21 protein-coding genes and 1 riboswitch are annotated in these 23,359 nt (G+C 73.0%); of the genes, 16 read left to right on the top strand and 5 right to left on the bottom strand.

Going from position 1 to position 23,359, the window contains the following annotated elements; translation table 11 throughout:
• The first annotated feature begins 219 nt into the window (after window positions 1-219).
• Window positions 220-834 carry a 30S ribosomal protein S4 gene (gene rpsD, locus AC0B61_RS22620; protein ID WP_030240707.1) on the top strand — a complete coding sequence of 205 codons (615 nt, stop codon included), beginning with the start codon at window positions 220-222 and terminating at the stop codon, window positions 832-834.
• A gap of 88 nt (window positions 835-922) precedes the next feature.
• On the opposite strand, the gene AC0B61_RS22615 is transcribed toward rpsD, so the two are convergent.
• Window positions 923-1,249 (bottom strand): tetratricopeptide repeat protein, encoded by a 327-nt coding sequence (locus tag AC0B61_RS22615; RefSeq protein WP_471742530.1) that lies wholly within the window; start codon window positions 1,247-1,249, stop codon window positions 923-925.
• 94 nt (window positions 1,250-1,343) lie between these two features.
• Complete coding sequence (locus tag AC0B61_RS22610) at window positions 1,344-3,587, bottom strand: ATP-binding protein (RefSeq protein WP_471742529.1); 2,244 nt, start codon at window positions 3,585-3,587, stop codon at window positions 1,344-1,346.
• A gap of 222 nt (window positions 3,588-3,809) precedes the next feature.
• Here AC0B61_RS22610 and AC0B61_RS22605 point away from each other — a divergent pair, with 222 nt between their 5' ends.
• From AC0B61_RS22605 to mltG (AC0B61_RS22585), 5 genes are all read left to right on the top strand, one after another.
• Window positions 3,810-4,289 carry a DUF948 domain-containing protein gene (locus AC0B61_RS22605; RefSeq protein ID WP_471742528.1) on the top strand — a complete coding sequence of 160 codons (480 nt, stop codon included), beginning with the start codon at window positions 3,810-3,812 and terminating at the stop codon, window positions 4,287-4,289.
• Between the two features lie 4 nt (window positions 4,290-4,293).
• Window positions 4,294-4,782, top strand: a complete 489-nt coding sequence (locus tag AC0B61_RS22600) for a DUF6167 family protein (RefSeq protein WP_471742527.1) — start codon at window positions 4,294-4,296, stop codon at window positions 4,780-4,782.
• Window positions 4,782-7,451 carry an alanine--tRNA ligase gene (gene alaS / locus AC0B61_RS22595; RefSeq protein ID WP_471742526.1) on the top strand — a complete coding sequence of 890 codons (2,670 nt, stop codon included), beginning with the start codon at window positions 4,782-4,784 and terminating at the stop codon, window positions 7,449-7,451. The genes AC0B61_RS22600 and alaS overlap by 1 nt, the downstream gene beginning before the upstream one ends.
• Window positions 7,451-7,933, top strand: coding sequence for a Holliday junction resolvase RuvX (gene ruvX, locus AC0B61_RS22590; RefSeq protein WP_471742525.1), 483 nt, complete (start codon window positions 7,451-7,453; stop codon window positions 7,931-7,933). Before alaS ends, ruvX begins: the two co-directional genes overlap by 1 nt.
• Window positions 7,934-8,073: 140 nt before the next feature.
• Complete coding sequence (gene mltG / locus AC0B61_RS22585) at window positions 8,074-9,351, top strand: endolytic transglycosylase MltG (RefSeq protein WP_471742524.1); 1,278 nt, start codon at window positions 8,074-8,076, stop codon at window positions 9,349-9,351.
• 185 nt (window positions 9,352-9,536) lie between these two features.
• Here the strand turns inward: mltG (AC0B61_RS22585) and AC0B61_RS22580 are convergent, their stop codons facing one another.
• The gene (locus AC0B61_RS22580; RefSeq protein ID WP_471742523.1) at window positions 9,537-9,995 is read right to left on the bottom strand and encodes a hypothetical protein; all 459 of its coding nucleotides are present in this window, start codon (window positions 9,993-9,995) and stop codon (window positions 9,537-9,539) included.
• Between AC0B61_RS22580 and mltG (AC0B61_RS22575) the strand changes: the two genes are divergently transcribed.
• The 9 genes from mltG (AC0B61_RS22575) to AC0B61_RS22535 all read left to right on the top strand — a co-directional run bounded on the left by mltG (AC0B61_RS22575) (window position 9,981) and on the right by AC0B61_RS22535 (window position 19,786).
• Window positions 9,981-11,480 carry an endolytic transglycosylase MltG gene (gene mltG, locus AC0B61_RS22575; RefSeq protein ID WP_471742522.1) on the top strand — a complete coding sequence of 500 codons (1,500 nt, stop codon included), beginning with the start codon at window positions 9,981-9,983 and terminating at the stop codon, window positions 11,478-11,480. The two genes, AC0B61_RS22580 and mltG (AC0B61_RS22575), sit on opposite strands and share 15 nt — an antisense overlap.
• Before the next feature lie 34 nt (window positions 11,481-11,514).
• The gene (locus AC0B61_RS22570) at window positions 11,515-12,345 is read left to right on the top strand and encodes a shikimate dehydrogenase (RefSeq protein WP_471742521.1); all 831 of its coding nucleotides are present in this window, start codon (window positions 11,515-11,517) and stop codon (window positions 12,343-12,345) included.
• 198 nt (window positions 12,346-12,543) lie between these two features.
• Window positions 12,544-13,728: a chorismate synthase gene (gene aroC, locus AC0B61_RS22565; protein WP_471742520.1), complete on the top strand. Its 1,185-nt coding sequence runs from the start codon at window positions 12,544-12,546 to the stop codon at window positions 13,726-13,728.
• Complete coding sequence (locus tag AC0B61_RS22560) at window positions 13,725-14,246, top strand: shikimate kinase (RefSeq protein WP_471742519.1); 522 nt, start codon at window positions 13,725-13,727, stop codon at window positions 14,244-14,246. Before aroC ends, AC0B61_RS22560 begins: the two co-directional genes overlap by 4 nt.
• Window positions 14,239-15,330: a 3-dehydroquinate synthase gene (gene aroB / locus AC0B61_RS22555; protein WP_471742518.1), complete on the top strand. Its 1,092-nt coding sequence runs from the start codon at window positions 14,239-14,241 to the stop codon at window positions 15,328-15,330. Before AC0B61_RS22560 ends, aroB begins: the two co-directional genes overlap by 8 nt.
• Window positions 15,331-15,338: 8 nt before the next feature.
• Complete coding sequence (aroQ, locus tag AC0B61_RS22550) at window positions 15,339-15,767, top strand: type II 3-dehydroquinate dehydratase (RefSeq protein ID WP_380351208.1); 429 nt, start codon at window positions 15,339-15,341, stop codon at window positions 15,765-15,767.
• 89 nt (window positions 15,768-15,856) lie between these two features.
• On the top strand, window positions 15,857-16,780 hold the full coding sequence (locus tag AC0B61_RS22545; protein ID WP_471742517.1) for an AAA family ATPase: 924 nt from the start codon (window positions 15,857-15,859) through the stop codon (window positions 16,778-16,780).
• 117 nt (window positions 16,781-16,897) lie between these two features.
• Window positions 16,898-17,707 carry an Fpg/Nei family DNA glycosylase gene (locus tag AC0B61_RS22540; RefSeq protein ID WP_471742516.1) on the top strand — a complete coding sequence of 270 codons (810 nt, stop codon included), beginning with the start codon at window positions 16,898-16,900 and terminating at the stop codon, window positions 17,705-17,707.
• An 87-nt stretch (window positions 17,708-17,794) separates the two neighbouring features.
• The gene (locus tag AC0B61_RS22535; RefSeq protein ID WP_471742515.1) at window positions 17,795-19,786 is read left to right on the top strand and encodes an AAA family ATPase; all 1,992 of its coding nucleotides are present in this window, start codon (window positions 17,795-17,797) and stop codon (window positions 19,784-19,786) included.
• Here AC0B61_RS22535 and AC0B61_RS22530 read toward each other — a convergent pair.
• Complete coding sequence (locus AC0B61_RS22530) at window positions 19,783-21,465, bottom strand: hypothetical protein (RefSeq protein WP_471742514.1); 1,683 nt, start codon at window positions 21,463-21,465, stop codon at window positions 19,783-19,785. The two genes, AC0B61_RS22535 and AC0B61_RS22530, sit on opposite strands and share 4 nt — an antisense overlap.
• Before the next feature lie 52 nt (window positions 21,466-21,517).
• Window positions 21,518-21,901, bottom strand: a complete 384-nt coding sequence (locus AC0B61_RS22525; protein ID WP_471742513.1) for an ArsR/SmtB family transcription factor — start codon at window positions 21,899-21,901, stop codon at window positions 21,518-21,520.
• Window positions 21,902-21,983: 82 nt separating this feature from the next.
• A riboswitch (cobalamin riboswitch) is annotated at window positions 21,984-22,197 on the top strand.
• Window positions 22,198-22,229: 32 nt separating this feature from the next.
• On the opposite strand from AC0B61_RS22525, the gene nicT reads away from it, so the two are divergent.
• The gene (gene nicT, locus AC0B61_RS22520) at window positions 22,230-23,345 is read left to right on the top strand and encodes a Nickel transporter NicT (RefSeq protein ID WP_471742512.1); all 1,116 of its coding nucleotides are present in this window, start codon (window positions 22,230-22,232) and stop codon (window positions 23,343-23,345) included.
• Window positions 23,346-23,359: the final 14 nt, after the last annotated feature.

Raw genomic sequence — 23,359 nt, 5'->3', positions numbered from 1 at the left:
GGCCCCTTCCGAGGGGTCCGCACCAGGAGCGTCGCGCACCGTCTCGGTGTCGCGGACGGCCCGGATTCCGGGTCGTTCCGTGTGACAAGCACTTCCGTGCCCGGCTCCGGAGAGCGGCTGATCCCATCGCGCAGGCGGCGGGGTTTTCTCCGGGTCGCGACGAGCGACCTCCGTCAACACCTGGTGAAGCCGTATTCATAAGCAAGGAAGGTTTGGTTCATGGCGAACCAGAAGCGCCCCAAGGTCAAGATCGCGCGCGCGCTCGGCGTGCCGCTGACCCCGAAGTCCGTCAAGTACTTCGAGGCCCGCCCGTACCCGCCCGGCCAGCACGGCCGTGGTCGCAAGCAGAACTCGGACTACAAGGTCCGTCTGCTCGAGAAGCAGCGTCTGCGCGCCCAGTACGACCTGAGCGAGAAGCAGATGGCGCGCGCGTTCGACCGCGCGAAGAAGGCCGAGGGCAAGACCGGTGAGGCGCTCGTCGCCGACCTGGAGACCCGCCTGGACTCCCTGGTGCTGCGTTCGGGCATCGCCCGCACCATCTACCAGGCCCGCCAGATGGTCGTCCACGGCCACATCGAGGTCAACGGCGGCAAGGTCAACAAGCCGTCGTTCCAGATGAAGCCGGGCTTCGTCGTGACCGTCCGCGAGCGCAGCAAGGAGAAGGTCCCCTTCCAGGTCGCCCGTGAGGGTGGCTACGCGGGTGAGGGCCAGACCCCGAAGTACCTCGAGGTCAACCTGAAGGCCCTGGCCTTCCGCCTGGACCGTGCGCCGCAGCGCAAGGAGGTCCCGGTGATCTGTGACGAGCAGCTGGTCGTCGAGTACTACTCGCGCTGACCCGCGAGTGGTCCCGCTCCTCGCGGGACCACGAGTGAGCCCCCGTCGCCTTTCGAGGCGGCGGGGGCTCGCCCCTTTTGTCGGTGCTTCACCGGCTCTCGCCGGTCATCGCGGCGGCCAGCCGCAGGTGCGGGCGGGCCTCCTCGGCGCGGCCCTGGCGCTCCAGGGTGCGGCCGAGCATCATCCGGGCGTAGTCCTCGGCCGGGTCCGCGTCCAGGATCCGGCGCAGCTCGGCCTCGGCGCGGCCGAGTTGGGCGGAGTGGTAGTAGCTGCGGGCGAGCAGCAGCCGGACGGAAGTGTTGGCCGGCTCCTCGGCCAGCACGCCCTCCAGCATGCGGGCGGCGTCGGTGTACGCCTTGGAGTCGAAGTAGAACTTCGCCATGCGGTACTCGTCGGCGGCGTTGTGGACGGCCATGGTGTTCCTTCCCGGTGGATGCTTGCCTCCTCAAGCAACGGGCAAGTATCGGGTATTCCGGGCCTCGGCGTTGCCGGTCTCAGCGCTGCCGGTCTCACCTCCTCCGGACGGGCGAGGGCGCCGGGGCCGGCGGCATCGAGCGCGGCCCCGGGCCCGGCTCGGCGCCGCTCGCCGAGCTCCCGCCCTCGAGCGCTCGGGAGACGGCGGCGTCCAGGTCCAGCCGGGCGCCGGCCTCGAAGCACTGCTCGTACTCCTGGTCGGTCAGCCCGGCCCGGGCCCGCTCGGCGCACTCCTGGTGCGTGCCGAAGAAGTTCCGCGAGCCCAGGAAGGGTGTGCCGACGGTGCGCCAGATCCGGTGCGCGGCGCCCTGCAGCACCCGGGCCTCGCGCAGGTCGCCCGGTTCGCCGGGGCCGCTCGGTTCGGTCTCCAGCAGCGCCAGCAGGTCGATGCCCAGCACGATGCCGAGCAGGTCGTGGAAGAGGTGGTTCAGCCGGACGCACTCCCGGGCCAGCGCGCGGGCCGGCTGGACGGCGCCGTCCAGCCAGTGCGAGTACGCCATGGCGTACAGCACGTACGCGTACGCCCACTGCTCGCCGTGCTCCTCGCACAGCTCGCGGGCCTGGCCGAACCAGAGCTCGCCGCTGTCCGGGTCGCCCTGGAACAGGTAGGCCAGGCCCAGCTCCAGCATGGCCATCGCCACGTTGCTGTTGAGCTCGCCGATCGTCCGGTAGTGCCAGAGCGCCTCCTCGAACAGTTCGGCGGCGCGCTCCGGGTCGTCGCCGATCAGGGCGGCGCAGCCCTGGCGGTGGACGGCGTAGGCGAGGGCGCGGTCGTCGCCGGTGTCCAGGGCCTGGCGGCGGCACTCCTCCAGGGCCGGCCGGGCGGCGGCCAGGTCGCCCTGCAGGGTGGCCATGTAGCCGGTCACCCAGAGCGCCTTGGCGCGGGCCTCGGTGGGTTCGCGGTCCAGGGCGAGCGCGCGGTCCAGCCAGTGCCGGCCCTCGCCGAGGTGGCCGCAGCCGACCCAGTAGAACCAGAGCGTGCCGGCCAGCAGCAGGGCGATCTGCTCCTCGCCCGGCTCGGCGAGGCAGAACTCCAGCGCCGCGCGGAGGTTGGTGTGGGCCAGCTCGGTGCGTTCGGCGGTCTCGGCCTGCCGGGGGCCGAACCACTCGACCTCGCCCCAGGTGGCGACGCCCAGGTACCAGTCCCGGTGGCGGCACAGCAGCCGCTGCTCCTCGCCGGTGGCGCGCAGCCAGTGGCCGCCGTACTCGCGCAGGGTGTCCAGCAGGCGGAAGCGGACGCCGAAGGCGCTGTCCTCGCGCAGCACCACCGACTTGGCGACCAGTTCGTCGAGCAGGTCGAGCACGTCCTCGGGCTCGATGCCCTCGCCGGCGCAGACATACTCGGCGGCCTCCAGGTCGAAGCTGCCGGCGAAGACCGAGAGGCGGGCCCAGAGTAAACGTTCCTGCACCGTGCAGAGCTCGTGACTCCAGCCGATCGTCGTCCGCAGCGTCTGGTGCCGCGGCAGGGCCGTGCGGGAGCCCCCGGTGAGCAGCCGGAAACGGTCGTCCAGCCGGGCGGTGATCTGCTCCACCGACAGTGCGCGCAGCCGACCGGCGGCCAGCTCCACGGCCAGCGGGATGCCGTCCAGCCGACGGCAGAGCAGGGCGACCGCCTCCGCGTTCGCCGCCGTCACCTCGAAGGAGGGCAGCACCGCCCGGGCCCGGTCGGCGAACAGTCGCACCGCGTCCGGCAGCGCGGCGGCGGGCACCGGGGCGTCGGGCGCCGGAGTATCAGGCACCGGGCCGACCGGCAGCGGCGCGACGGTCAGCAGGTGCTCGCCCGAAGCCCGCAGGGCGGTGCGGCTGGTGGCCAGCAGCCGCAGCCCGGGCAGGGCCCGCAGCAGCGCGTCCGCCAGCTCGGCGCAGGCCTCCACCAGGTGCTCGCAGCCGTCCAGCACCAGCAGCAGGCGGCGGTCGGCAAGCCGCTCGGTCAGGATGTCCAGCGGCGGCCGGGCGGTGCCGTCGGTCAGCCGCAGGGACTCCAGGACGGCGTGGCCGAGCAGCAGCGGGTCCTGCACCGGGGCCGCGTCCACCAGCCAGACGCCGTCCGGGAACACGTCGCCCGCGCGGGCCGCCGCGCGCAGTGCCAGTCGGCTCTTGCCCACCCCGCCCGGCCCGGTGACGGTCACCAGCCGGGCGACGGCCAGCAGGTCCGTCAGCTCGGCCAGCTCCCGTTGCCGCCCGACGAAGCCGGTCACCTCGGCCGGCAGCCGGCCGAGCTCCGGCTCGCGCGGCCCCGCCGAGGGCTCCCACGGCTGTGCTGTCCAGTCGCCGGCCAAGCGCTGCTCCCCGTGTTCCAGGCCCGGGCCGTCGCGGTCCGGACGCGCATCGGGCCGTACGGACGACGGCCTGCCTGGCAGAACGAGGTGACCGACCGGTAGGTTACGCGCGCGGTTCGCACACCCGGTCGGATCGCCCGCGCGGATAACCCGGTCCGGAAACCGGGCGTCGGCGCGATAGGGTTCCGTCTGGAGAACGGCAAGGCGAGGGAGCGCGCAAAGGTGTCCGTGGGAGAGCTGGCCGGATTGCTCGTCGCCGTGTTCTGGGCGGTCCTGGTCACCCTGCTCGCCGTGGTACTGGTCCGCCTCTCCCGGGTGCTGAAGGAGGCCGCCGTGCTGGTCTCCGCGGTCACCGAGCAGGCCGTCCCGCTGCTGACCGACGCGGGCGCCGCGGTGCGCAGCGCCAACGAGCAGCTGGAGCGGGTGGACGAGATCACCGCCAACGTGCAGGACGCCGCCGCCAACGCCAACGCGCTCTCCTCCACCGTGGCCGCCACCCTGGGCGGACCGCTGGTGAAGGTCGCCGCCTTCAGCTACGGCGTCCGCAAGGCCGTCGCCAAGCAGCAGGGCACCCTGCCCTCCGTGCCGCTGCAGAGCGGCGAGCGCGAGGAGCTGGCCCGGCTGATCCGGGCCGAGGTGCGCGCCGCGACCGCGCCCCGCAGCGGCCTGCTCGCCCGGGTCCGGCGCGTGGTGAGGGGCTGACGGCATGGTGCGACGCATCTTCTGGATGGCGGTCGGCGCCGGCGCCACCGTCTGGGCCATGAACAAGGCCAACGAGGCCGTGCACCGGCTCACCCCGGACAGCCTCTCCGGCACCGCCGCGCGCGGCGCGCTGCACCTGGGCGACCTGGCCAAGCAGTTCGCCCAGGACGTGAAGGCCGGCATGGCCGAGCGCGAGGAGCAGCTGAAGGACGACCTCGGGCTGCACGGCACCGCCGTGGTGGAGCCCCGCGGCGCGCGCCGGTCCCCGTCGCCCACCACCACCCTTCTCGGGAAGCGCTCCGCGCTGCCGCCCCCGGGCGAGCCGCAGTACCGAGCTATCTCGGCGGCGCCCGGCAGCCCGGCCGCCGCCCTGCCCCCGTCCAGCAGTTCCCGCGCGGCATCCACCGGTGCCCGCACCACCCGGACCACTGAAGAAACGCCCCGCCGCGCCCTGCCGCCGCGGGGCGGCACCCCGAACCGGAAGGACCACTAATGGAGTCGGCTGAGATCCGCCGCCGCTGGCTGCGCTTCTTCGAGGAGCGCGGCCACACCGTCGTTCCGTCGGCGTCCCTGGTCGCCGACGACCCCACCCTGCTGCTCGTCAACGCCGGCATGGTGCCGTTCAAGCCCTACTTCCTGGGCGAGGTCAAGCCGCAGTTCTCGCGCGCCACCAGCGTCCAGAAGTGCGTGCGCACCCTGGACATCGAGGAGGTCGGGAAGACCACCCGGCACGGCTCCTTCTTCCAGATGTGCGGCAACTTCTCCTTCGGCGACTACTTCAAGGAAGGCGCCATCAAGTTCGCCTGGGAGCTGCTCACCGGCTCCGTCGCGGACGGCGGCTACGGCCTGGAGAAGGAGAAGCTCTGGATCACCGTCTACAAGGACGACGACGAGGCCGAGCAGATCTGGCGTGACGTCATCGGCGTCCCCGCCGAGCGGATCCAGCGCCTCGGCATGAAGGACAACTTCTGGTCGATGGGCGTCCCCGGCCCCTGCGGCCCGTGCTCGGAGATCAACTACGACCGCGGCCCCGCGTACGGCGAGGAGGGCGGCCCGGCCGTCAACGGCGAGCGCTACCTGGAGATCTGGAACCTGGTCTTCATGCAGTACGAGCGCGGCCACGGCGACGGCAAGGACGGCTTCGAGATCCTCGGCGACCTGCCGAGCAAGAACATCGACACCGGCCTCGGCCTGGAGCGCCTCGCCGCCATCCTGCAGGGCGTCGACAACCTCTTCGAGATCGACACCAGCCGGATGATCCTCGACCGCGCCGCCGAGCTCACCGGCCACACCTACGGCGCCGACCACAAGTCGGACGTCTCGCTGCGCGTGGTCACCGACCACATCCGCACCGCGCTGATGCTGATCGGCGACGGCGTCACCCCCGGCAACGAGGGCCGCGGCTACGTGCTGCGCCGCATCCTGCGCCGCGCCATCCGCAACATGCGCCTGCTGGGCGCCACCGGTCCGGTCGCCAAGGACCTGACCGACGTCGCGATCAAGGCGATGGCCCCGCAGTACCCGGAGCTGGAGAGCGACCGCAAGCGCATCGAGACGGTCGTCGTCGGCGAGGAGGCGGCCTTCCTGCAGACCCTGAAGGCCGGCACCAGCCTGCTCGACGCCGCGGTCACCGAGACCAAGCAGTCCGGCGGGGCCGTCCTCTCCGGCGACCAGGCGTTCAAGCTGCACGACACCTACGGCTTCCCGATCGACCTCACCCTGGAGATGGCCGAGGAGCAGGGCCTCCAGGTGGACGAGGCCGGCTTCCGCCGCCTGATGCAGGAGCAGCGGGACCGCGCCAAGGCGGACGCCAAGGCCAAGAAGATGGGCCACGCCGACGTCGCCGCGTACCGCGACGTCGCCGACAAGTCCGGCGCGAGTGTCTTCACCGGTTACAGCCTCACCGAGGGCGAGGCCACCGTGGTCGGCCTGCTGGTGGACGGCGTTCCGGCGCCGGCCGCCTCCGAGGGAGACGAGGTCGAGATCATCCTCGACCGCACCCCGTTCTACGCCGAGGGCGGCGGCCAGCTCGCCGACCACGGCCGGATCCGGCTGGAGTCCGGCGCGGTGGTGGAGATCCGCGACGTGCAGCAGCCCGTCCCCGGTGTCACCGTGCACTCCGGCGGGGTGCTGTTCGGCGAGGTCGTGCTGGGCGCCTCGGCGTACGCCACGATCGACATCGAGCGCCGCCGGGCGATCGCCCGCGCCCACTCGGCCACCCACCTGACCCACCAGGCGCTGCGCGACGCGCTCGGCCCGACGGCCGCCCAGGCCGGCTCCGAGAACGCCCCCGGCCGCTTCCGCTTCGACTTCGGCTCGCCCGCCGCCGTCCCGGGCAGCGTGCTGGTCGACGTCGAGCAGAAGATCAACGACGTGCTGGGCCGGGAGCTCGACGTGACCGCCGAGGTCATGACGATGGACCAGGCCCGCAAGGCCGGCGCCATCGCGATGTTCGGCGAGAAGTACGGCGACGAGGTGCGGGTCGTCTCCATCGGCGACTTCTCCAAGGAGCTGTGCGGCGGCACCCACGTCGGCAACACCGCCCAGCTGGGCCTGGTGAAGCTGCTCGGCGAGTCCTCGATCGGCTCCGGCGTGCGCCGGGTGGAGGCCCTGGTCGGCGTCGACGCGTACAAGTTCCTGGCCCGTGAGCACACCGTGGTCTCCCAGCTCACCGAGCTGGTCAAGGGCCGCCCGGAGGAGCTGCCCGAGAAGATCTCGGGCATGCTCGCCAAGCTCAAGGACGCCGAGAAGGAGATCGAGCGCTTCCGCGCCGAGAAGGTGCTGGCCGCCGCGGCGGGCCTGGCCGCCTCGGCCGAGGACGTGCACGGCATCGCCGTGGTCGCCGCGCAGGTCGCCGACGGCGTGGGCGCGGACGAGCTGCGCAAGTTGGTCCTGGACGTGCGAGGCCGGCTCGGCTCGCGCCCGGCAGTGGTCGCTGCGTTCACCGTGGCGAACGACCGCCCGCTGACCGTGATCGCCACCAACGAGGACGCCCGCGGCCGCGGCATCAAGGCTGGCGAGCTGGTCCGGACCGCCGCCAAGACCCTCGGCGGCGGCGGTGGCGGCAAGGACGACGTCGCCCAGGGCGGCGGCTCCAACCCGGCCGCGGTCGGCGAGGCCATCGCCGCGGTGCGGGGCCTGGTGGCGGAGCGCGCCTCCTGATGTCCGAGTCGGAGCCGAGACCCTTCCGGCGTGGGCGGCGGATCGCCGTCGACGTCGGCGACGCCCGGATCGGGATCGCGTCCTGCGATCCCGACGGGGTGCTCGCCACGCCCGTGGAGACCGTCCCGGCCGGAGCGAAGTCGCAGGCCAGGATCGCCGCCATCGTCGAGGAGTACGACGCGATGGAGGTGATCGTCGGGCTGCCGCGCTCACTGAGCGGCAAGGAGGGCCCGGCGGCGGAGAAGGTCCGGGCGTACACGGCGCGGCTGGCCAACCGGCTCTACCCGGTGCCGGTTCGGCTGGTGGACGAGCGGATGTCGACCGTCACCGCGACGCACGGGCTGCGTGCCTCGGGGGTCAAGGCGAAGAAGGGCCGTTCGGTGGTCGACCAGGCCGCCGCGGTGGTGATCCTGCAGACCGCCCTTGAGTCCGAACGGGTGAGCGGACGCCCGCCCGGTGAGAGCGTCGAGGCGGTCGGCTGAGGAGCCTGATCTAACGTCCCGATAGAGGGGTCCGTGCGGACGCGTTCGCACGGACCCCTTTTTCGTTCGATTCCTTGTCTATTTTGGATCGATTTATGTCGATCCTGATCGATCTGGGACTGTCGAGGGGGCGCGAGCCAATGACCGACCAGGACTTCCACCCGGGGCTCACGCCCGGACATCTCGGTGCGCCGGTGATGGAGCCGGAGGGCCGTCCGCCGTCCGCGCCCCGTCCGCGCCCCGATGCGCCCGATCCGCACCGACGGCGTAACGGACTGGCCTGCGGGCTCACCGCGCTCGCGCTGATCGCGGTGTTCGGCGGCGGCGGACTGACCGGGTACACCTGGCTCCAGTCCCAGCGCAAGCCGCCGGCCGCCGCCGACTACGCGGGGCAGGGCAACGGCAGCGTCCAGGTCTCGGTGCCGGAGGGCGCGGGCCTGTCCCAGATCGCCTCCGCACTGGTCCGCAACGGGGTGGTGGCCAGCTCGCTCGCCTTCACCCGGGCCGCGAAGGGCAGCGCGGCGGCCGCCGGACGGATCCAGCCCGGCACGTACACGCTGAAGCAGCGGATGTCGGCCGCGGCGGCCCTGGCGATCCTCGTCGACCCGGCCAACGCCAACGGCCTGACCATCCCCGAGGGCTGGCGCGGCTACCAGATCTACGCGGCCATCGACAAGAAACTGGGCCTGCCCGAGGGCACCACCCAGCACACCGCGCAGGAGCAGGGCGCCGAGCTGGGCCTGCCGGACTTCACGAACGGCAGCCCCGAGGGCTACCTGTTCCCGGCGACGTACAGCGTCACCGACGGGACCACCGCGCTCGACCTGCTGAAGCAGATGGTCGAGCGGGCCGGCAAGGAGTACATGCGCGACGACGCCAACGTCGTCGCACAGAACCTCGGACAGACCGCGTACGGGCTGGTCACCGTCGCCAGCATGATCCAGGGCGAGGCCGACAACACCGAGGACATGGGCAAGGTCGCCCGGGTCATCTACAACCGGCTGGCCAAGGGCATGCCGCTGCAGCTGGACTCCACGATCAACTACGCGCTCGGCCGCTCGACCCTCAACACCACCGTGACCGAGACCAAGCTCGACTCCCCCTACAACACCTACCTGCACTCCGGACTGCCGCCGACACCCATCTCCAACCCGGGGCGGCAGGCGATCATGGCCGCGCTGGACCCGACGCCGGGGGACTGGCTGTACTTCGTCACCGTGAAGCCCGGGGACACCCGGTTCACCGACAGCTTCGAGGTTCAGCAGCGCAACGTGGCGGAGTTCAACGCCAACCGGGCGGCCAAGCCGAGCGCCTCCGCCCCCTCGTCCGGAGCGGCCTCCGGCTCGGCGTCCGGCTCGGCTCCGGCCGCGCCCTCGGGCTCCGGCGCGCCCGCCGGCTCCGGGGCGACGACGCCGTGACCGTGGTGTGCGCCGTCGGTGAGATCGCTCACTGACGGTGCGTCCGCCCGGCCGGGGGTACGGCTGCGGTACGGTAACGTCTCCCTCCAGGCGCTGCGCTAGCACGCCGGTTCGAGAATCAGCCGGGACAGCCTCGTCCCGGACGGCCGGTCCGATCCGCTGGCCGTCACCGTCGGTTAAGGGGATCAATGACCGATCTGGGCGGGGGCTACGGCCCCCAGGGCGAGCCGTGGCACCCCGGTGATCCCGGGTACGACGGCCGGCAGCCGGTCCCCGGCCAGCAGGACGGCCAGTGGCAGCAGCAGTACCCGCAGCAGGGCCAGCAGGTCCACCAGGGCCAGCACGGTCAGCACGGTCAGCAGGGCCAGCAGCCGTACGGGGACGTGCAGCAGGGGTACGCGCAGCAGCAGATGCCCGAGCAGGTCTACGCCCAGCAGCAGATGCAGCAGCAGGTCTACGCCCAACAGCAGGGGTACCAGCAGCAGGGGTACCCGGGCGGGCAGCAGGGATATCCGCACCAGGGCGACGCCCAACAGCAGCAGATGCAGCCGCAGGGCTACCAGCAGCAGGGATACCAGCAGCAGGGGTTCTCGGGCGGCGGGCAGCAGGGATATCCGCAGCAGCAGGAGATGCAGCAGGGCCACCCGCAGCAGCAGATGCAGCAGCAGGGGTTCCCGGGCGGCCAGCAGACCGGCATGCAGCAGCAGGCCGTGCCGCCCCAGCAGCAGATGGCGCCGCAGCAGCCCCGGTCGCAGGCCGCGCCGGCGCCCTCGCCCGCCTCGGGCCCCGGGCCGGACGGCATCGACTGGGAGGCCGAGGCCGCAGCGCTGGAGGCCGGCGCGGACCCGGTCGGCGTGCCCGAGGGCGGGACCGACGAGTGGGACGGCCACGAGGAAGGCCTCCACGACGGCAGCCACCGCGAGGGCGGCCACCACCAGGGCGGCGAGTACCCGGACCAGGACGCCGAGCACCAGGAGGCCGGTTTCCTCGGCGAGCAGGACGACTCCCGCGAGGGGAAGAAGAAGCGCAAGGAGAAGGGCAAGAAGTCCGGCCGCCGCAACGGCGGCGCCTGCCTCCTGGTCGCGCTGGTGCTGCTCGGCGCGGTGGGCGGCGCCGGTTGGTGGGGCTACGACTTCTACCAGAGCCACTTCGGCCCGGTGCCGGACTTCACGGGCGAGGGCACCGGTGCCGTCCAGGTCGAGGTCAAGAAGGGCGCGGTCGGCGGGCAGATCGGCCTGGCGCTGAAGAACGCCGGCGTGGTCAAGAGCGTGGACGCCTTCACCAAGGCCTGCAACGCCGAGCCCAAGTGCGGTTCGATCCAGTTCGGCTACTACCAGCTGAAGAAGGAGATGCCGGCCGCCGCCGCGCTCAAGGGACTGCTCGATCAGGCGGGCGGTGCGGCGATCGTGATCCCCGAGGGCAAGAACTCCACCGAGATCTACGCCATGATCGACGCCAAGCTGAAGCTGGCGGCGGGCGCCACGGCGGCCGTGGCCGCGGCCCAGGTCAACGACCTCGGCCTGCCCGCGTACGCGCAGGGCAAGATCGAGGGCTTCCTCTGGCCGACCCGCTACAACCTCGCCGACGGCACGAAGCCCGAGGACCTGCTCAAGCAGATGGTGAAGAACGCCACCGAGAAGTACGCGGACCTGGACGGCCAGGCCGCGTCGGTGGGCCTCAAGAACGGCTACGAGGTGATCACCGAGGCGAGCATCCTGCAGCGCGAGGGCAACAACGTCGCGGACTTCGCCAAGATGGCCAAGACCATCCAGAACCGGCTGGCCGCCGCCGGCGAGATCAACCACAAGCTGGGGATGGACACCACGCTCCAGTACTCGCTGGGCCGCAAGGACCTCACCAAGAAGGACATGGACGACGCGTCCAACAAGTACAACACCTACCTGAACCCGGGCCTGCCGCCGACTCCGATCTCCAATCCCGGCGACGACGCGCTCAACGCGGTGCTCCACCCGGCGGACGGCAAGTGGCTGTACTTCATCGCGATGGACCCGGAGCACACCCTCTTCGCCGAGACGAGCAAGGAGCACTACGCCAACGTCAAGGCGTACTGCCAGGCGGCCGGGCAGGGCTTCGACGAGGCCCGCGGCCACTGCACCACCGCCAAGTAGCCCTGTCCGCAAGACAGTTCACCGAGAGGCAGCGTTGACCAGCAAGCACCGGGCGGCCGTCCTCGGCTCGCCGATCGCCCACTCGCTCTCGCCGGACCTGCACCGGGCCGCGTTCGCGGCGCTCGGGCTGGACGGCTGGCGCTACGACCGCTTCGAGGTCGACGAGGCCGGCCTGCCCGGCTTCGTCGCCGGGCTGGACGAGGCCGAGTGGGCCGGACTGTCGCTCACCATGCCGCTGAAGCGGGCGATCCTCCCGCTGCTGGACGAGGTCAGCGCGACGGCCCGCTCGGTGGACGCGGTGAACACCGTGGTGTTCACCGCCGACGGCCGGCGCACCGGGGACAACACCGACATCCCCGGGCTGGTCAACGCGCTGCGTGAGCGCGGGATCACCGAGGTGCCCGAGGCGGCCGTCCTGGGTGCCGGAGCCACCGCCTCCTCGGCCCTGGCGGCGCTCGCCCAGATCTGCACCGGCGAGGTGACGGTCTACGTGCGCAGCGCCGAGCGGGCCCGGGAGATGGCCGAGCTGGGCGAGCGGCTGGGCGCGGTCGTCCGCACCGCCGACTGGGAGCGCGGCGCCGAGGCGCTGGCCGGTCCGCTGACCGTCTCCACCACGCCGGCCGGGGCCACCGACGCCTTCGCCGGTTCGCTGCCCGCCGCGCCGGGCGCGCTGTTCGACGTGCTGTACCACCCCTGGCCGACGGCCCTGGCCGCCGTCTGCGCCGAGCGCGGGGCGACCGTCCTGGGCGGGCTGGACCTGCTGGTGCACCAGGCGGTGCTGCAGAACGAGGCCTTCACCGGGCGGGCTCCCGGGCCGCTGGCGGCGATGCGCGCGGCGGGGGAGAAGGCGCTCGCCGGACGCTGAGCCCGGCCCTTCGGCCTGGCGCCCGCACGCCTTCCGACCCGTTCCCGGGCGGGATCGCGGCCGGATGGTGGCCGGTTGCCGTCCGTCACGCGGACTGTGCCGCCCGGTGCCGCCGGGACATGAAAGGATTCAGGCACAAGGCACGCCCGGGCGGGCCCCGGCGGCGCCGTGGGCCGGTCCGCTGATGAAGGAGCTCCGTTGGGTACGTTGCGCTGGCTGACGGCGGGGGAGTCGCACGGCCCCGCACTCGTCGCGACGCTGGAAGGCCTGCCCGCCGGTGTACCGGTCACCACCGCCGTGGTGGCCGACGCGCTGGCGCGCCGCCGGCTCGGTTACGGCCGCGGGGCCCGGATGAAGTTCGAGCAGGACGAGGTGACCTTCCTCGGCGGCGTCCGGCACGGCCTGACCATGGGCAGCCCGGTGGCGGTCATGGTCGGCAACACCGAGTGGCCGAAGTGGGAGCAGGTCATGTCGGCCGACCCGGTCGACCCCGAGGTGCTGGCGGGCCTGGCCCGCAACGAGGCGCTCACCCGCCCCCGGCCCGGCCACGCCGACCTGGCCGGCATGCAGAAGTACTCGATCGACGAGGCCCGGCCGATCCTGGAGCGCGCCAGCGCCCGGGAGACGGCCGCCCGGGTCGCGCTGGGCGCCGTCGCCCGCGCCTACCTGCGCGAGGTGGCCGGGATCGAGATCGTCAGCCATGTGGTCGAGCTGGCCGCCGCCAAGGCGCCGGCCGGTGTGCTGCCGCTGCCCTCGGACGAGGCCCGGCTGGACGCCGACCCGGTGCGCTGCCTGGACTCGGACGCCTCGAAGGCGATGGTCGCCGAGATCGACCAGGCCCACAAGGACGGCGACACCCTCGGCGGCGTGGTCGAGGTGCTGGCGTACGGCGTGCCGGTGGGCCTCGGCTCGCACGTGCACTGGGACCGCCGACTGGACGCGCGGCTGGCCGCCGCGCTGATGGGCATCCAGGCGATCAAGGGCGTCGAGGTCGGTGACGGCTTCGACCTGGCCCGGGTGCCGGGCTCCCAGGCGCACGACGAGATCGTGCCGACCCCCGAGGGCGTCAGGCGCACCTCCGGCCGCTCCGGCGGCACCGAGGGCGGGCTGTCCACCGGTGAGGTGCTGCGGGTGCGCGCCGCGATGAAGCCGATCGCCACCGTGCCGCGGGCGCTGCAGACCCTGGACGTGCGCACCGGCGAGCCCGCCAAGGCGCACCACCAGCGCTCGGACGTCTGCGCGGTGCCCGCCGCGGGCATCGTCGCCGAGGCGATGGTCGCGCTGGTGCTCGCCGACGCGGTCAGCGAGAAGTTCGGGGGCGACCACGTCAGCGAGACCCGCCGCAACGTGCAGGGCTACCTCGACCACCTGATCATCCGATGACCACGCCGATCATCGTGCTGGTCGGCCCGCCCGGCAGTGGCAAGACCACCGTCGGGCGGGCCCTGGCCGCACGCCTGGGCGTCGACTTCCGGGACACCGACGCCGACGTCGAGGCCACGGCCGGCAAACCCATCCCGGAGATCTTCGTCGACGAGGGCGAGCCGCGATTCCGCGCGCTGGAGGCGGCGGCCGTGCGCGCGGCCGCCTCGGGCCACGACGGGGTACTGGCGCTCGGCGGCGGCGCGGTGCTGGCCGAGGCCACCCGCGAACTGCTGCACGAGCTGCCCGTCGTCCTCCTGGAGGTCCCGCTCGCCGACGCGGTCAAGCGGGTCGGCCTGGACGCCCCGCGCCCGCTGCTGGCCGTCAACCCGCGGGCCCGCTGGCGCGAGCTGATGGAGGCCCGCCGCCCCCTCTACCTGGAGGTGGCCACCGCCGTGGTCGACACCGCCGGGCGTACCCCGGAACAGGTCGCGGACGCCGTACTGGAAGCACTGGAGCTGAAGACCCCCCATGACTGACACCACCGTCAGGATCCACGTCGGCGGCACCGCCGGCCACGACCCGTACGACGTGCTGATCGGACACCAGCTGCTCGGCGAGTTGGCGCCGCTGATCGGGACGCGCGCCAAGCGGGTCGCGATCATCCACCCGGAGGCGCTGGCCGCCACCGCCGACGCCGTCCGCGACGACCTGCTCGGCGAGGGCTACGAGGCGATCGCGCTGCAGGTGCCCAACGCCGAGGACGCCAAGAGCGCCGAGGTCGCCGCGTACTGCTGGTCGGTGCTCGGGCAGACCGGCTTCACCCGCAGCGACGTCGTCGTCGGCCTCGGCGGCGGCGCGACCACCGACGTGGCCGGCTTCGTCGCCGCCACCTGGCTGCGCGGGGTGCGCTGGGTCTCCATGCCCACCACGCTGCTCGGCATGGTCGACGCGGCCGTCGGCGGCAAGACCGGCATCAACATCGCCGAGGGCAAGAACATGGTCGGCGCCTTCCACCCGCCGGTGGGCGTGCTGGCCGACCTCGACACCCTGGAGACCGTGCCCAAGCACGACTACGTCTCCGGTCTCGCCGAGGTCATCAAGTGCGGCTTCATCGCCGACCCGGTCATCCTCGACCTGATCGAGGCCGACCCGGAGGGCGCCAAGACCCCGGCCGGGCCGCACACCGTGGAGCTGATCCGCCGCGCCATCCAGGTCAAGGCCGACGTCGTCTCCGGAGACCTCAAGGAATCCGGGCGGCGCGAGATCCTCAACTACGGCCACACCCTCGGCCACGCCATCGAGCGCAACGAGCGGTACAAGTGGCGGCACGGCGCCGCGATCTCCATCGGCATGGTCTTCGCCGCCGAACTCGGCCGTCTGGCCGGGCGGTTGGACGACGAGACGGCCGACCGGCACCGCGCCGTGCTGGCCTCCGTCGGCCTGCCGCTGACCTACCGGGCGGACGCCTGGCCCAAGTTGCTCGACGCGATGAAGATCGACAAGAAGTCGCGCGGCGACCTGATCCGCTTCATCGTCCTCGACGGCCTCGGCAAGACCTCCGTGCTGGAGGGCCCCGACCCGTCCCTGCTGGTCGCCGCCTACGCGGAGGTCTCGGCGTGACCAGGGTCATGGTGCTCAACGGCCCCAACCTCGGCCGGCTGGGCAGCCGCGAGCCGGACGTCTACGGCGCCACCTCGTACGCCGGACTGGTCGAGCGCTGCACCGCGCTCGGCAAGGAGTTCGGCTTCGAGGTCGAGGTGCACGAGACCAACTCCGAGCAGCAGATGGTGGAGTGGCTGCACGAGGCGGCCGACGGGCAGGTGCCCGTGGTGATCAACCCGGGTGCGTTCACGCACTACTCGTACGCGATGCGGGACGCCGCCGCGCAGCGCACCGCGCCGCTGATCGAGGTGCACATCTCCAACCCGTACGCCCGGGAGGCCTTCCGGCACACCTCGGTCATCGCCGCGGTGGCCTCCGGCACCATCGCCGGTTTCGGGCTGGGCTCCTACGAGCTGGCGCTGCGCGCGCTGGCCGAGCGGCTCACCACGCGCTGAGGGCCGGGGCCCACGGCCCGGCGGCGGACTGTGCCCGCCGCCGGGCCGCCGTGTAGTGTCCCCGCTGAGGAGAGGTGTCGGGAGGTGCCGTGACGCAGTACGCCGGAGGTGGGCAGGTCCCGCCGCGTCCCGCCGCTCCGCCGGTGCCGCCGGGGGGCGGCGCGGGGGCGGCTCCGTCCAGGGCGTCCGGTCCGCCGCCTCCTCCGCCGCCTCCACTGCCTGCGGTTCGGCCCGGGGCCGCCGCTCCGGCGCCGCCGGTCGCTCCCGTTCCCGCGCCCGCCGCCCCCGCGCCGGGCGCTCCGCCCGCGCAGGCCGCCGGTCCGGCCCCGTCCCAGGTGGCGACGTCCGCTCCCGGGGCCGGCGCGCCGATTCCGGCCGGGGGCACCGGTCACTTCGTGCTGCCCTCCGGGATGCCCGTCCAACTGCCCGCGCACCCGCCGCGGCAGCACGCGCCCACCGGTCCGATCGCCGTCCTGCTGATCGGTCCGGCCGGAGCCGGCAAGACCACCGTCGCCCGGTACTGGGCCGAGCGCCGGCCCACCCCGACCGCGCACATCAGCCTGGACGACGTCCGCGAATGGGTGCAGTCCGGCTTCGCCAACCCGCAGTCCGGCTGGAACAACGCCTCCGAGGCGCAGTACCGGCTGGCCCGCCGCACCTGCGGCTTCGCCTGCCGCAACTACCTGGCCAACGGCATCTCCTGCATCATCGACGACGCCGTCTTCCCGGACCGCCCGGCGATCGGCCTCGGCGGCTGGAAGCGGCACATCGGTCCCGGCATGATCCCGGTCGTGCTGCTGCCCAGCCTCGACTCGGTGCTGCACCGAAACGCCCGCCGCGGCGGCAACCGGCGCCTCGGCGACGAGGAAGTGGCACGGATCCACGGGCGGATGGCCGGCTGGTACAACTCCGGGCTGCCGATCATCGACAACTCCTCGCTGGACGTCGCCGGGACGGCCGCCGAACTGGACCGTGTCATCCTGGCCCGGCTGATGGGCATGCCGGTCCGCTGAACTGCCCGCCCGCCGATCCGGCGGCCGTGGCGTGTCAGTGCCGGCTGCGATGATGGAGGAGTCCTCGGGCCCGCCCACCGGCCCGTCCTGTCGAACCACCCGGGGGAGCTGACGCCCGTGCCGGAAGGCCACATCATCCACCGCCTCGCCGCCGAGAACCACAGGGCCTTCGGCGGCCGCCCCGTCCGGGTCTCCAGCCCGCAGGGCCGGTTCGCCGACGAGGCCAAGGTGATCGACGGGCAGCTGCTCACCGGCGCCGAGGCCACCGGCAAACACCTCTTCCTCGGCTTCGAGGAAGGCGCCTGGGTCCACATCCACCTCGGCCTCTACGGCGGCTTCACCTTCGCCGCCGGCCCGGCGCCCCAGCCCGTCGGCCTGGTCCGGCTGCGGCTGGAGAACGAGGACGGCTACGCCGACCTGCGCGGCCCCAACACCTGCGCGCTCGTCACCGACGCCCAGAAGGCCGCCGTCGCCGTCCGCCTCGGCCCCGACCCGCTGCGCGCCGACGCCGACCCGGAGGCCGCCTGGCGCAGGATATCGGGCAGCCGGACGACCGTCGCCGCGCTGCTGATGGACCAGAAGGTGCTGGCCGGGGTGGGCAACGTCTACCGGGCCGAGGTGCTGTTCCGCCACGGCATCGACCCGCACCGGGCGGGGCGCGACCTCACCCGCCGCGAGTGGGACGCGGTCTGGACCGACCTCGTCGCCCTGATGCACCAGGGCGTCGCCGCCGGCCGGATCGACACCGTCCGCCCCGAACACACCCCCGAGGCGATGGGCCGCCCGCCCCGCGTGGACGACCACGGCGGCGAGGTGTACGTCTACCGGCGCGCGGCCATGCCCTGCCTGGTCTGCGGCACGGACGTCCGGACGGAGGCGCACGCGGCGCGCAACCTCTTCTGGTGCCCGCGCTGCCAGGCGGCCTGAGGCGGGGATTCCGGCCGTCGGGCCGGTCCGCAGCCCGTAGGCTGGGGCCGACCGGCCGGAGGGAGCAGGCTGATGGAGCGGCGGGACGTGGCCAACACCGTGTCAGACACCACGGTGGGCGGCCACCTGGTGCAGGCGCAGCACATCGGCTCGGTGCACCTCCACCAGGCCGAGGAGCTGCCGAGACCGCATCAGGTCCGGCGGACGCACGGCCCGTTCGTCAACCGTGAGCCGGAACTCGCCGCGTTGACCGCCGCCCTGGGCCGGGTCGAGACGGGCGAGCTCGGTGTGGTGGTGTTCACCGGCCTCGGTGGGGTCGGGAAGACCGAACTGATCGCCAGGTTCACGGAGGAACACCGGGCCCGCTTCCCGGACGGGGACCTCTACGCGGACCTCCAGGCCTACCGGCACCAGAGCGGGGTGGATCTGCCGGAGCTGCTGGCGGGCTTCCTGCGCGCGCTCGGCACCGAGTCCCCCGCGGCGGAGGCCGAGCGGTTCACCAAGTTCCGGACGGTCACCGCCGGGCGCCGGTGCCTGTTCTTCCTGGACAACGTCGAACACGCCGCCGAGGTCCGGGCGCTGCTCCCCTCCGGCGGGCTGGTGGTGGTCGCGAGCCGGCGACGGCTGCCCGCCCTGCGGATGGACGGCGCCGAGGTGCGGCAGCTCGGGCCGCTGAGCCCGGAGGCCGGCGCTGAGCTGGTGCGGACCTGGCCGGGCTCCGAGCACGGCACCAACGAGGAGCTTTCGGCGCTGGTCGAGCTGTGCGGCGGGCTTCCGCTCGCGCTGAGCGTGGTCGGCAGCCAGCTGCTGGACCACGAGAACCTGCCGATCGGTGAGGTGGTGGCCGAACTCCACGACCGGGAGGGCAGGTTGGCCGTGCTGAACGACGAGGACGGTGACCTCGGCCCGACCTACGACGCGGTGTACGAGCGGCTGCCGGCGCAGGGCAAGGCGCTCTACCACCTGATCGGCGTGCACCCCGGCCCGTTCCTGTCGGCCGGGCTCGCGCAGGCGGCGGGCATCGAGCGGGCCGCACGGGTGCTGTCGGAGCTGCGCGCCACCCACCTGGTGGACGAGGTGGTGGACGACGACACGTCCGAGAAGCGCTTCCGCGCCCACGACGTGGTGCGGCTGCACGCCTACGGCCGGGTCCGGGACCTGCCGGACCGGGCCGAACTGCTCGCCCGGGTGGTGGCGTACTTCCGCGGCCGGGCCTCGCGGGCGGACCGGTCGATGGGGCCCCGGCTGCGGTTGCAGGACCCGAGCGGCGACGGGCTGCCGGGATTCCCGTCCGGCGCCGCCGCGCTGGAGTGGCTGCACGCCGAGCGGGCCAACCTGCGCGCGGTGGTGGAGGCGGCGGCCGAGCAGGGCTGGCACGGCGAGGTGTGGCGCCTGTGCGAGTCGCTCTGGCCGCTGTACCACGGTCGCAAGCTCTACCAGGACTGGATCGCCACCCACCGGCTCGGGGTCGAGTCGGCGCACTGGGACAACCAGCCGGACGCCGTGGTCCGGATGCGCAACCAGCTGGCCCGCGCCCACTACGAGCGCAAGGAGTACCCGCTCGCTGCCGAGCAGTTGGCGCTGGCGGCGGAGCAGCTGCCGCTGGTGACCAGGCGCCAGGTGGCGGGGGTGCTGCACGAGACGGACGGCCTGCTCTGTCTGGCTGACGGCCGCCCGGGCCGGGCGGTGGAACGGTTCGCGCTGGCCCTGGAGGAGAACCGGGGCGACCCGCACGGCGAGATCGTGCAGAGCTACAACGTGGCGCAGGCACTGATCGCCGACGCTCGCCCGGACGAGGCACTGACCGTGCTGGCCGGGGCCGCCGCGCAGGCCGGTGCCACCGGGGATGACGACATGCTGATGAAGCTGCCGCTGGTGACCGCCCGGGCCCACCGGGCGCTGGGGCAGCTCGCTCCCGCCGTCGCGCACGCCGAGGACTGCGTCCGGAGGGCGAAGGCGCGGAGCCAGTACGCGAAGGAGGCCCAGGCGCACACCCTGCTGGTCTCCCTCGCCGCGGAACTGGACGACCCGGAGCTGGCCGAGCGCAGCCGGGCCCGGCTGCGGGAGCTGGCCGGCTAGGGCCCGGTGGTGAAGGACACCCGGGTGCGGTGCCTGCCGCTGCGGACGGTGAGGCCGTGCTCGGGGAGGCCGGCCGGGTCGCCGCCGTCGGCGAGCCAGCAGGCCACGGCGGAGCCGAGCAGCAGCGGGTCGAGGACGGGATCGGGGCAGCCGAAGTCCCGTTCGGCGCGGGCTTCGAGCAGCAGGCCGCCGGGCAGCCGGAGCAGGTGGAGGGCGGGGCCGAGGGCGGCCACCGCGACGGTGAGGCCGGGGAGTTCGGCGGTGGTGGCGGTGAGCCAGTCGACGGCCGGGCGTTCGGCGTGCGGCTCGGTGCGGGCGAGGACTTCGGCGGTGTACCGCAGGGCGTCGTTGGGGTGGTCGTCAGTGAGGGCGTGGAAGCCGCGCGGGGTGTGGTCGTCGGGCTGGAACGGGTAGCGGCGCAGACTGACCTCGGTGCCGTCGCTCTTGCCCTCGACGTCGTACGCGGTGGGCCCGGCACTGTCCCCGGGGTCGGGCGCGGGCTTGGGGTAGGGCGGGAGGACGGCTTCGTGGGCGGGTTCGTCGAGGCCGTCGAGGAACGAGTAGAGCAACGGGCGCAGCAGTCGGGCTGATTCGCCGCGGTGGGCGAGCGAGCGGTCGGTGATGCCGGTCAGGTCGGCCTGGTCGGAGGGATCCCGGGCGAGGGCCTGTTCGAGCTGGGCGGCGAGGTCGCCGTCGGGGTCGAGGACGGGGGCGGCCTGCCCGAAGGCGTAGCTGGGGGAGCGCGGGTCGAGTTCGGCGGCGCCGGTGGCGACGAGCACGGTGGGCCGTTCCAGGGCGGCGCTGTAGACGGAGACCGAGCCGTGGTCGCCGATCACGCAGTCGGCGGCGACCAGGGCGGCCTGCCAGCCCCGGTGGGGCGGGACCAGGCGCAGGCCCATCCGGCGGGCGTCGTCGAGCAGGGCTTCGGGGTCGTGCCGGCTCCAGATGTTGGGGTGCAGGACGACGGCGACGGTGTACTCGTCGGCGGGCAGGCGGCGGACCAGGCGCTGGGGCAGGTCGGGGCGGCGGCCGAGTAACGAGTGCTTGCTCCAGGTGGAGTTGACGACGACGAGGCGGCGGCCGTCGACGGCGCCGAGCGCGGCACGGTAGGCGTCGCGGGAGCGCCGGCTGCGCAGCATCCGGTCGAAGCACGGGTCGCCGACGACCTGGGCGACGTCCAGGGCCTCGGGGCAGGAGGTCCGCAGGCGGTCCAGCTGTTCGGGGTGGGAGAGGCCGAGGACGTCGACGAACACCCTTCCGCGGTGGGTGAGTTCGTTGCGGGAGAGGCCGGCGGCGCTGGTCGTGTCGCCGGTGGACTCGGTCACCAGGCGGTTGTAGCCGGCGCCGTGCGGGAGGACGACGAGGCGGGCGTCCAGGCGGTGCATGGAGGAGTGGACGGCGCAGGCGACGGCCAGGTCGAAGTGGTGCCGGACGGCGTCCTCCCAGTCCAGCACGGTGAAGCCGGGCAGGCCGCGCAGGTATTCGTCCAGGGCGCGGTCGGCGAAGGCGGAGCCGGGGTTGACGGTGAAGTACCGGGCGATGCCGTCCGGTTTCAGCAGGGTGAGGACGTCCAGGACGCGGGTGGCCGAGGTGAGGGTACGGGCGACCGCCAGCACGTGGGCCTTGACCGGGAGGGTGTTCCACCGGTCGGCGGGCCAGGCGTGGGGGTGGGACGGCACACCATGATCGTACTCATCCGGGCCGCCGTGGGTGCGGTTTCCCGAGTGTCGGTCAGCCCGCTGCCGCGCTCGGCTCGTGGTGCTCGGCGGCGGCGCATTCGTCGAGCAGGGGGCGCATGCTCTCGTCCACGAGCTGGTAGCGCACCACACGTCCGTCCTTGTCGCCGCTGACCACGCCCGCCGTGCGGAGCAGCCGCAGGGCCTGGGAGACGGCGGGGTCGCGCATGCCGGTGGCGACCGCGAGGTCGGTGACGGCGAGCGGGCCGGCCCGGTGGAGGGCGAGCAGCAGGGCGAGCCGCCCCGGGTCGGCGAGCAGGGAGAAGCGCTCGGACCAGGACCGGACGTGCGCGGTGTCGCCGATGGCGGCGATGGCCTCGCAGACCCGGTGCCCGTCGATGGTGCGGTGGCCCGCGCGGTCGGCCGGTACGAGATGCATGCGGACATTCTTGCAGGCGGGTGCCTGTGATCCTGGACACCTGCGCAGGTGCGCAGCCTTGCATGGGTAGGGGCGCGGCCCCTACGGTGTTCCCCGCCGTGGTGCTCGGGAAGACCGGTGACGGACCCTCAGGGGGCCGGAGTCCGGAGCGGCCCTCGCCACTGTGATCGGGTCATTCCTTCGTCCTCGACGGAATGCCGTCCGTGTCCACGATGCCACTGGGTGCCTCGCGCGCCTGGGAAGGCGGACCCGGACGTCCCGTAAGCCAGGAGACCGGCCACGGCACTTCACGAACTGTTTCCACGAGGTGTTGGAGCGTGATCCGGAGATGACCCTGCCCGAAATCGCCGCCGCGGATGCGAAGGCGGTGCCCTCGGTGCTGCCCACCTTCCGGTGGCGGCGCGAGGACACCGTACGCACGGCCGGGCTGATGGGGGTGATCCTGGCCATGCACGTGGTGGCCTTCGGGACGCTCGTCTTCCTGGTCGCACCCGAGCGGTACGCGGTCGGTACCCAGGTCTTCGGGGTGGGCCTGGGTATCACCGCGTACACCCTCGGCATGCGGCACGCCTTCGACGCCGACCACATCGCGGTGATCGACAACACCACCCGCAAGCTGATGGCGGACGGCAAGCGGCCGGTCTCGGTCGGCTTCTGGTTCGCGCTCGGGCACTCCTCGATGGTGGTGGTGATGGCCGCGCTGGTGGCGGGCGGCGCGCAGCTGGCGAACACGCTGATGGACGACGAGTCGGCGACCCACAAGTGGCTCGGCGTGGTCGGGACGACCACCTCCGGGGTGTTCCTCTACCTGATCGGCGCGCTCAACCTGGCGGCGCTGCTCGGCATCGTGAAGGTGTTCCGGTCGATGCGGGCCGGGCAGTACGACGAGGCGGAGCTGGAGGCGCACCTCGACTCGCGCGGCTTCATGGCCCGGGTGCTGAACCGGGCGACCCGCTCGATCACCCGGCCCGGGCAGATGTTCCCGGTGGGCATGGTGCTCGGCCTGGGCTTCGACACCGCGACCGAGGTCACCCTGATGGTGATGGCCGGCTCCGGTGCGGCCTCCGGGCTGCCCTGGTACGCGATCGTCTGCCTGCCGCTGCTGTTCGCGGCCGGGATGAGCCTGTTCGACACGCTGGACGGGACCTTCATGAACTTCGCGTACCAGTGGGCCTTCGCCAACCCGGTGCGCAAGGTGTACTACAACCTGACCATCACCGGGCTGTCGATCGCGGTGGCCTTCGTCATCGGCACCATCGAGCTGGTCGGGGTGCTGCACGAGAAGCTCGACCTGACCGACCCGGTGACCGGCTGGATCGCGGAGATCTCGTTGGACAACGTCGGCTACGCGATCGCCGGGCTGTTCGTCGTGGTCTGGGCGGCGGCGATCGCGTACTGGAAGCTCGCCCGGGTCGAGAAGCGCTGGACGCCCCACGAGTCGTGAGGGCGCTCCGGATC

Source organism: Kitasatospora sp. NPDC023385, assembly GCF_055664045.1.
Note: the sequence above shows the minus strand (reverse complement) of the source record. Positions and strands in the feature narration are given on the sequence as shown.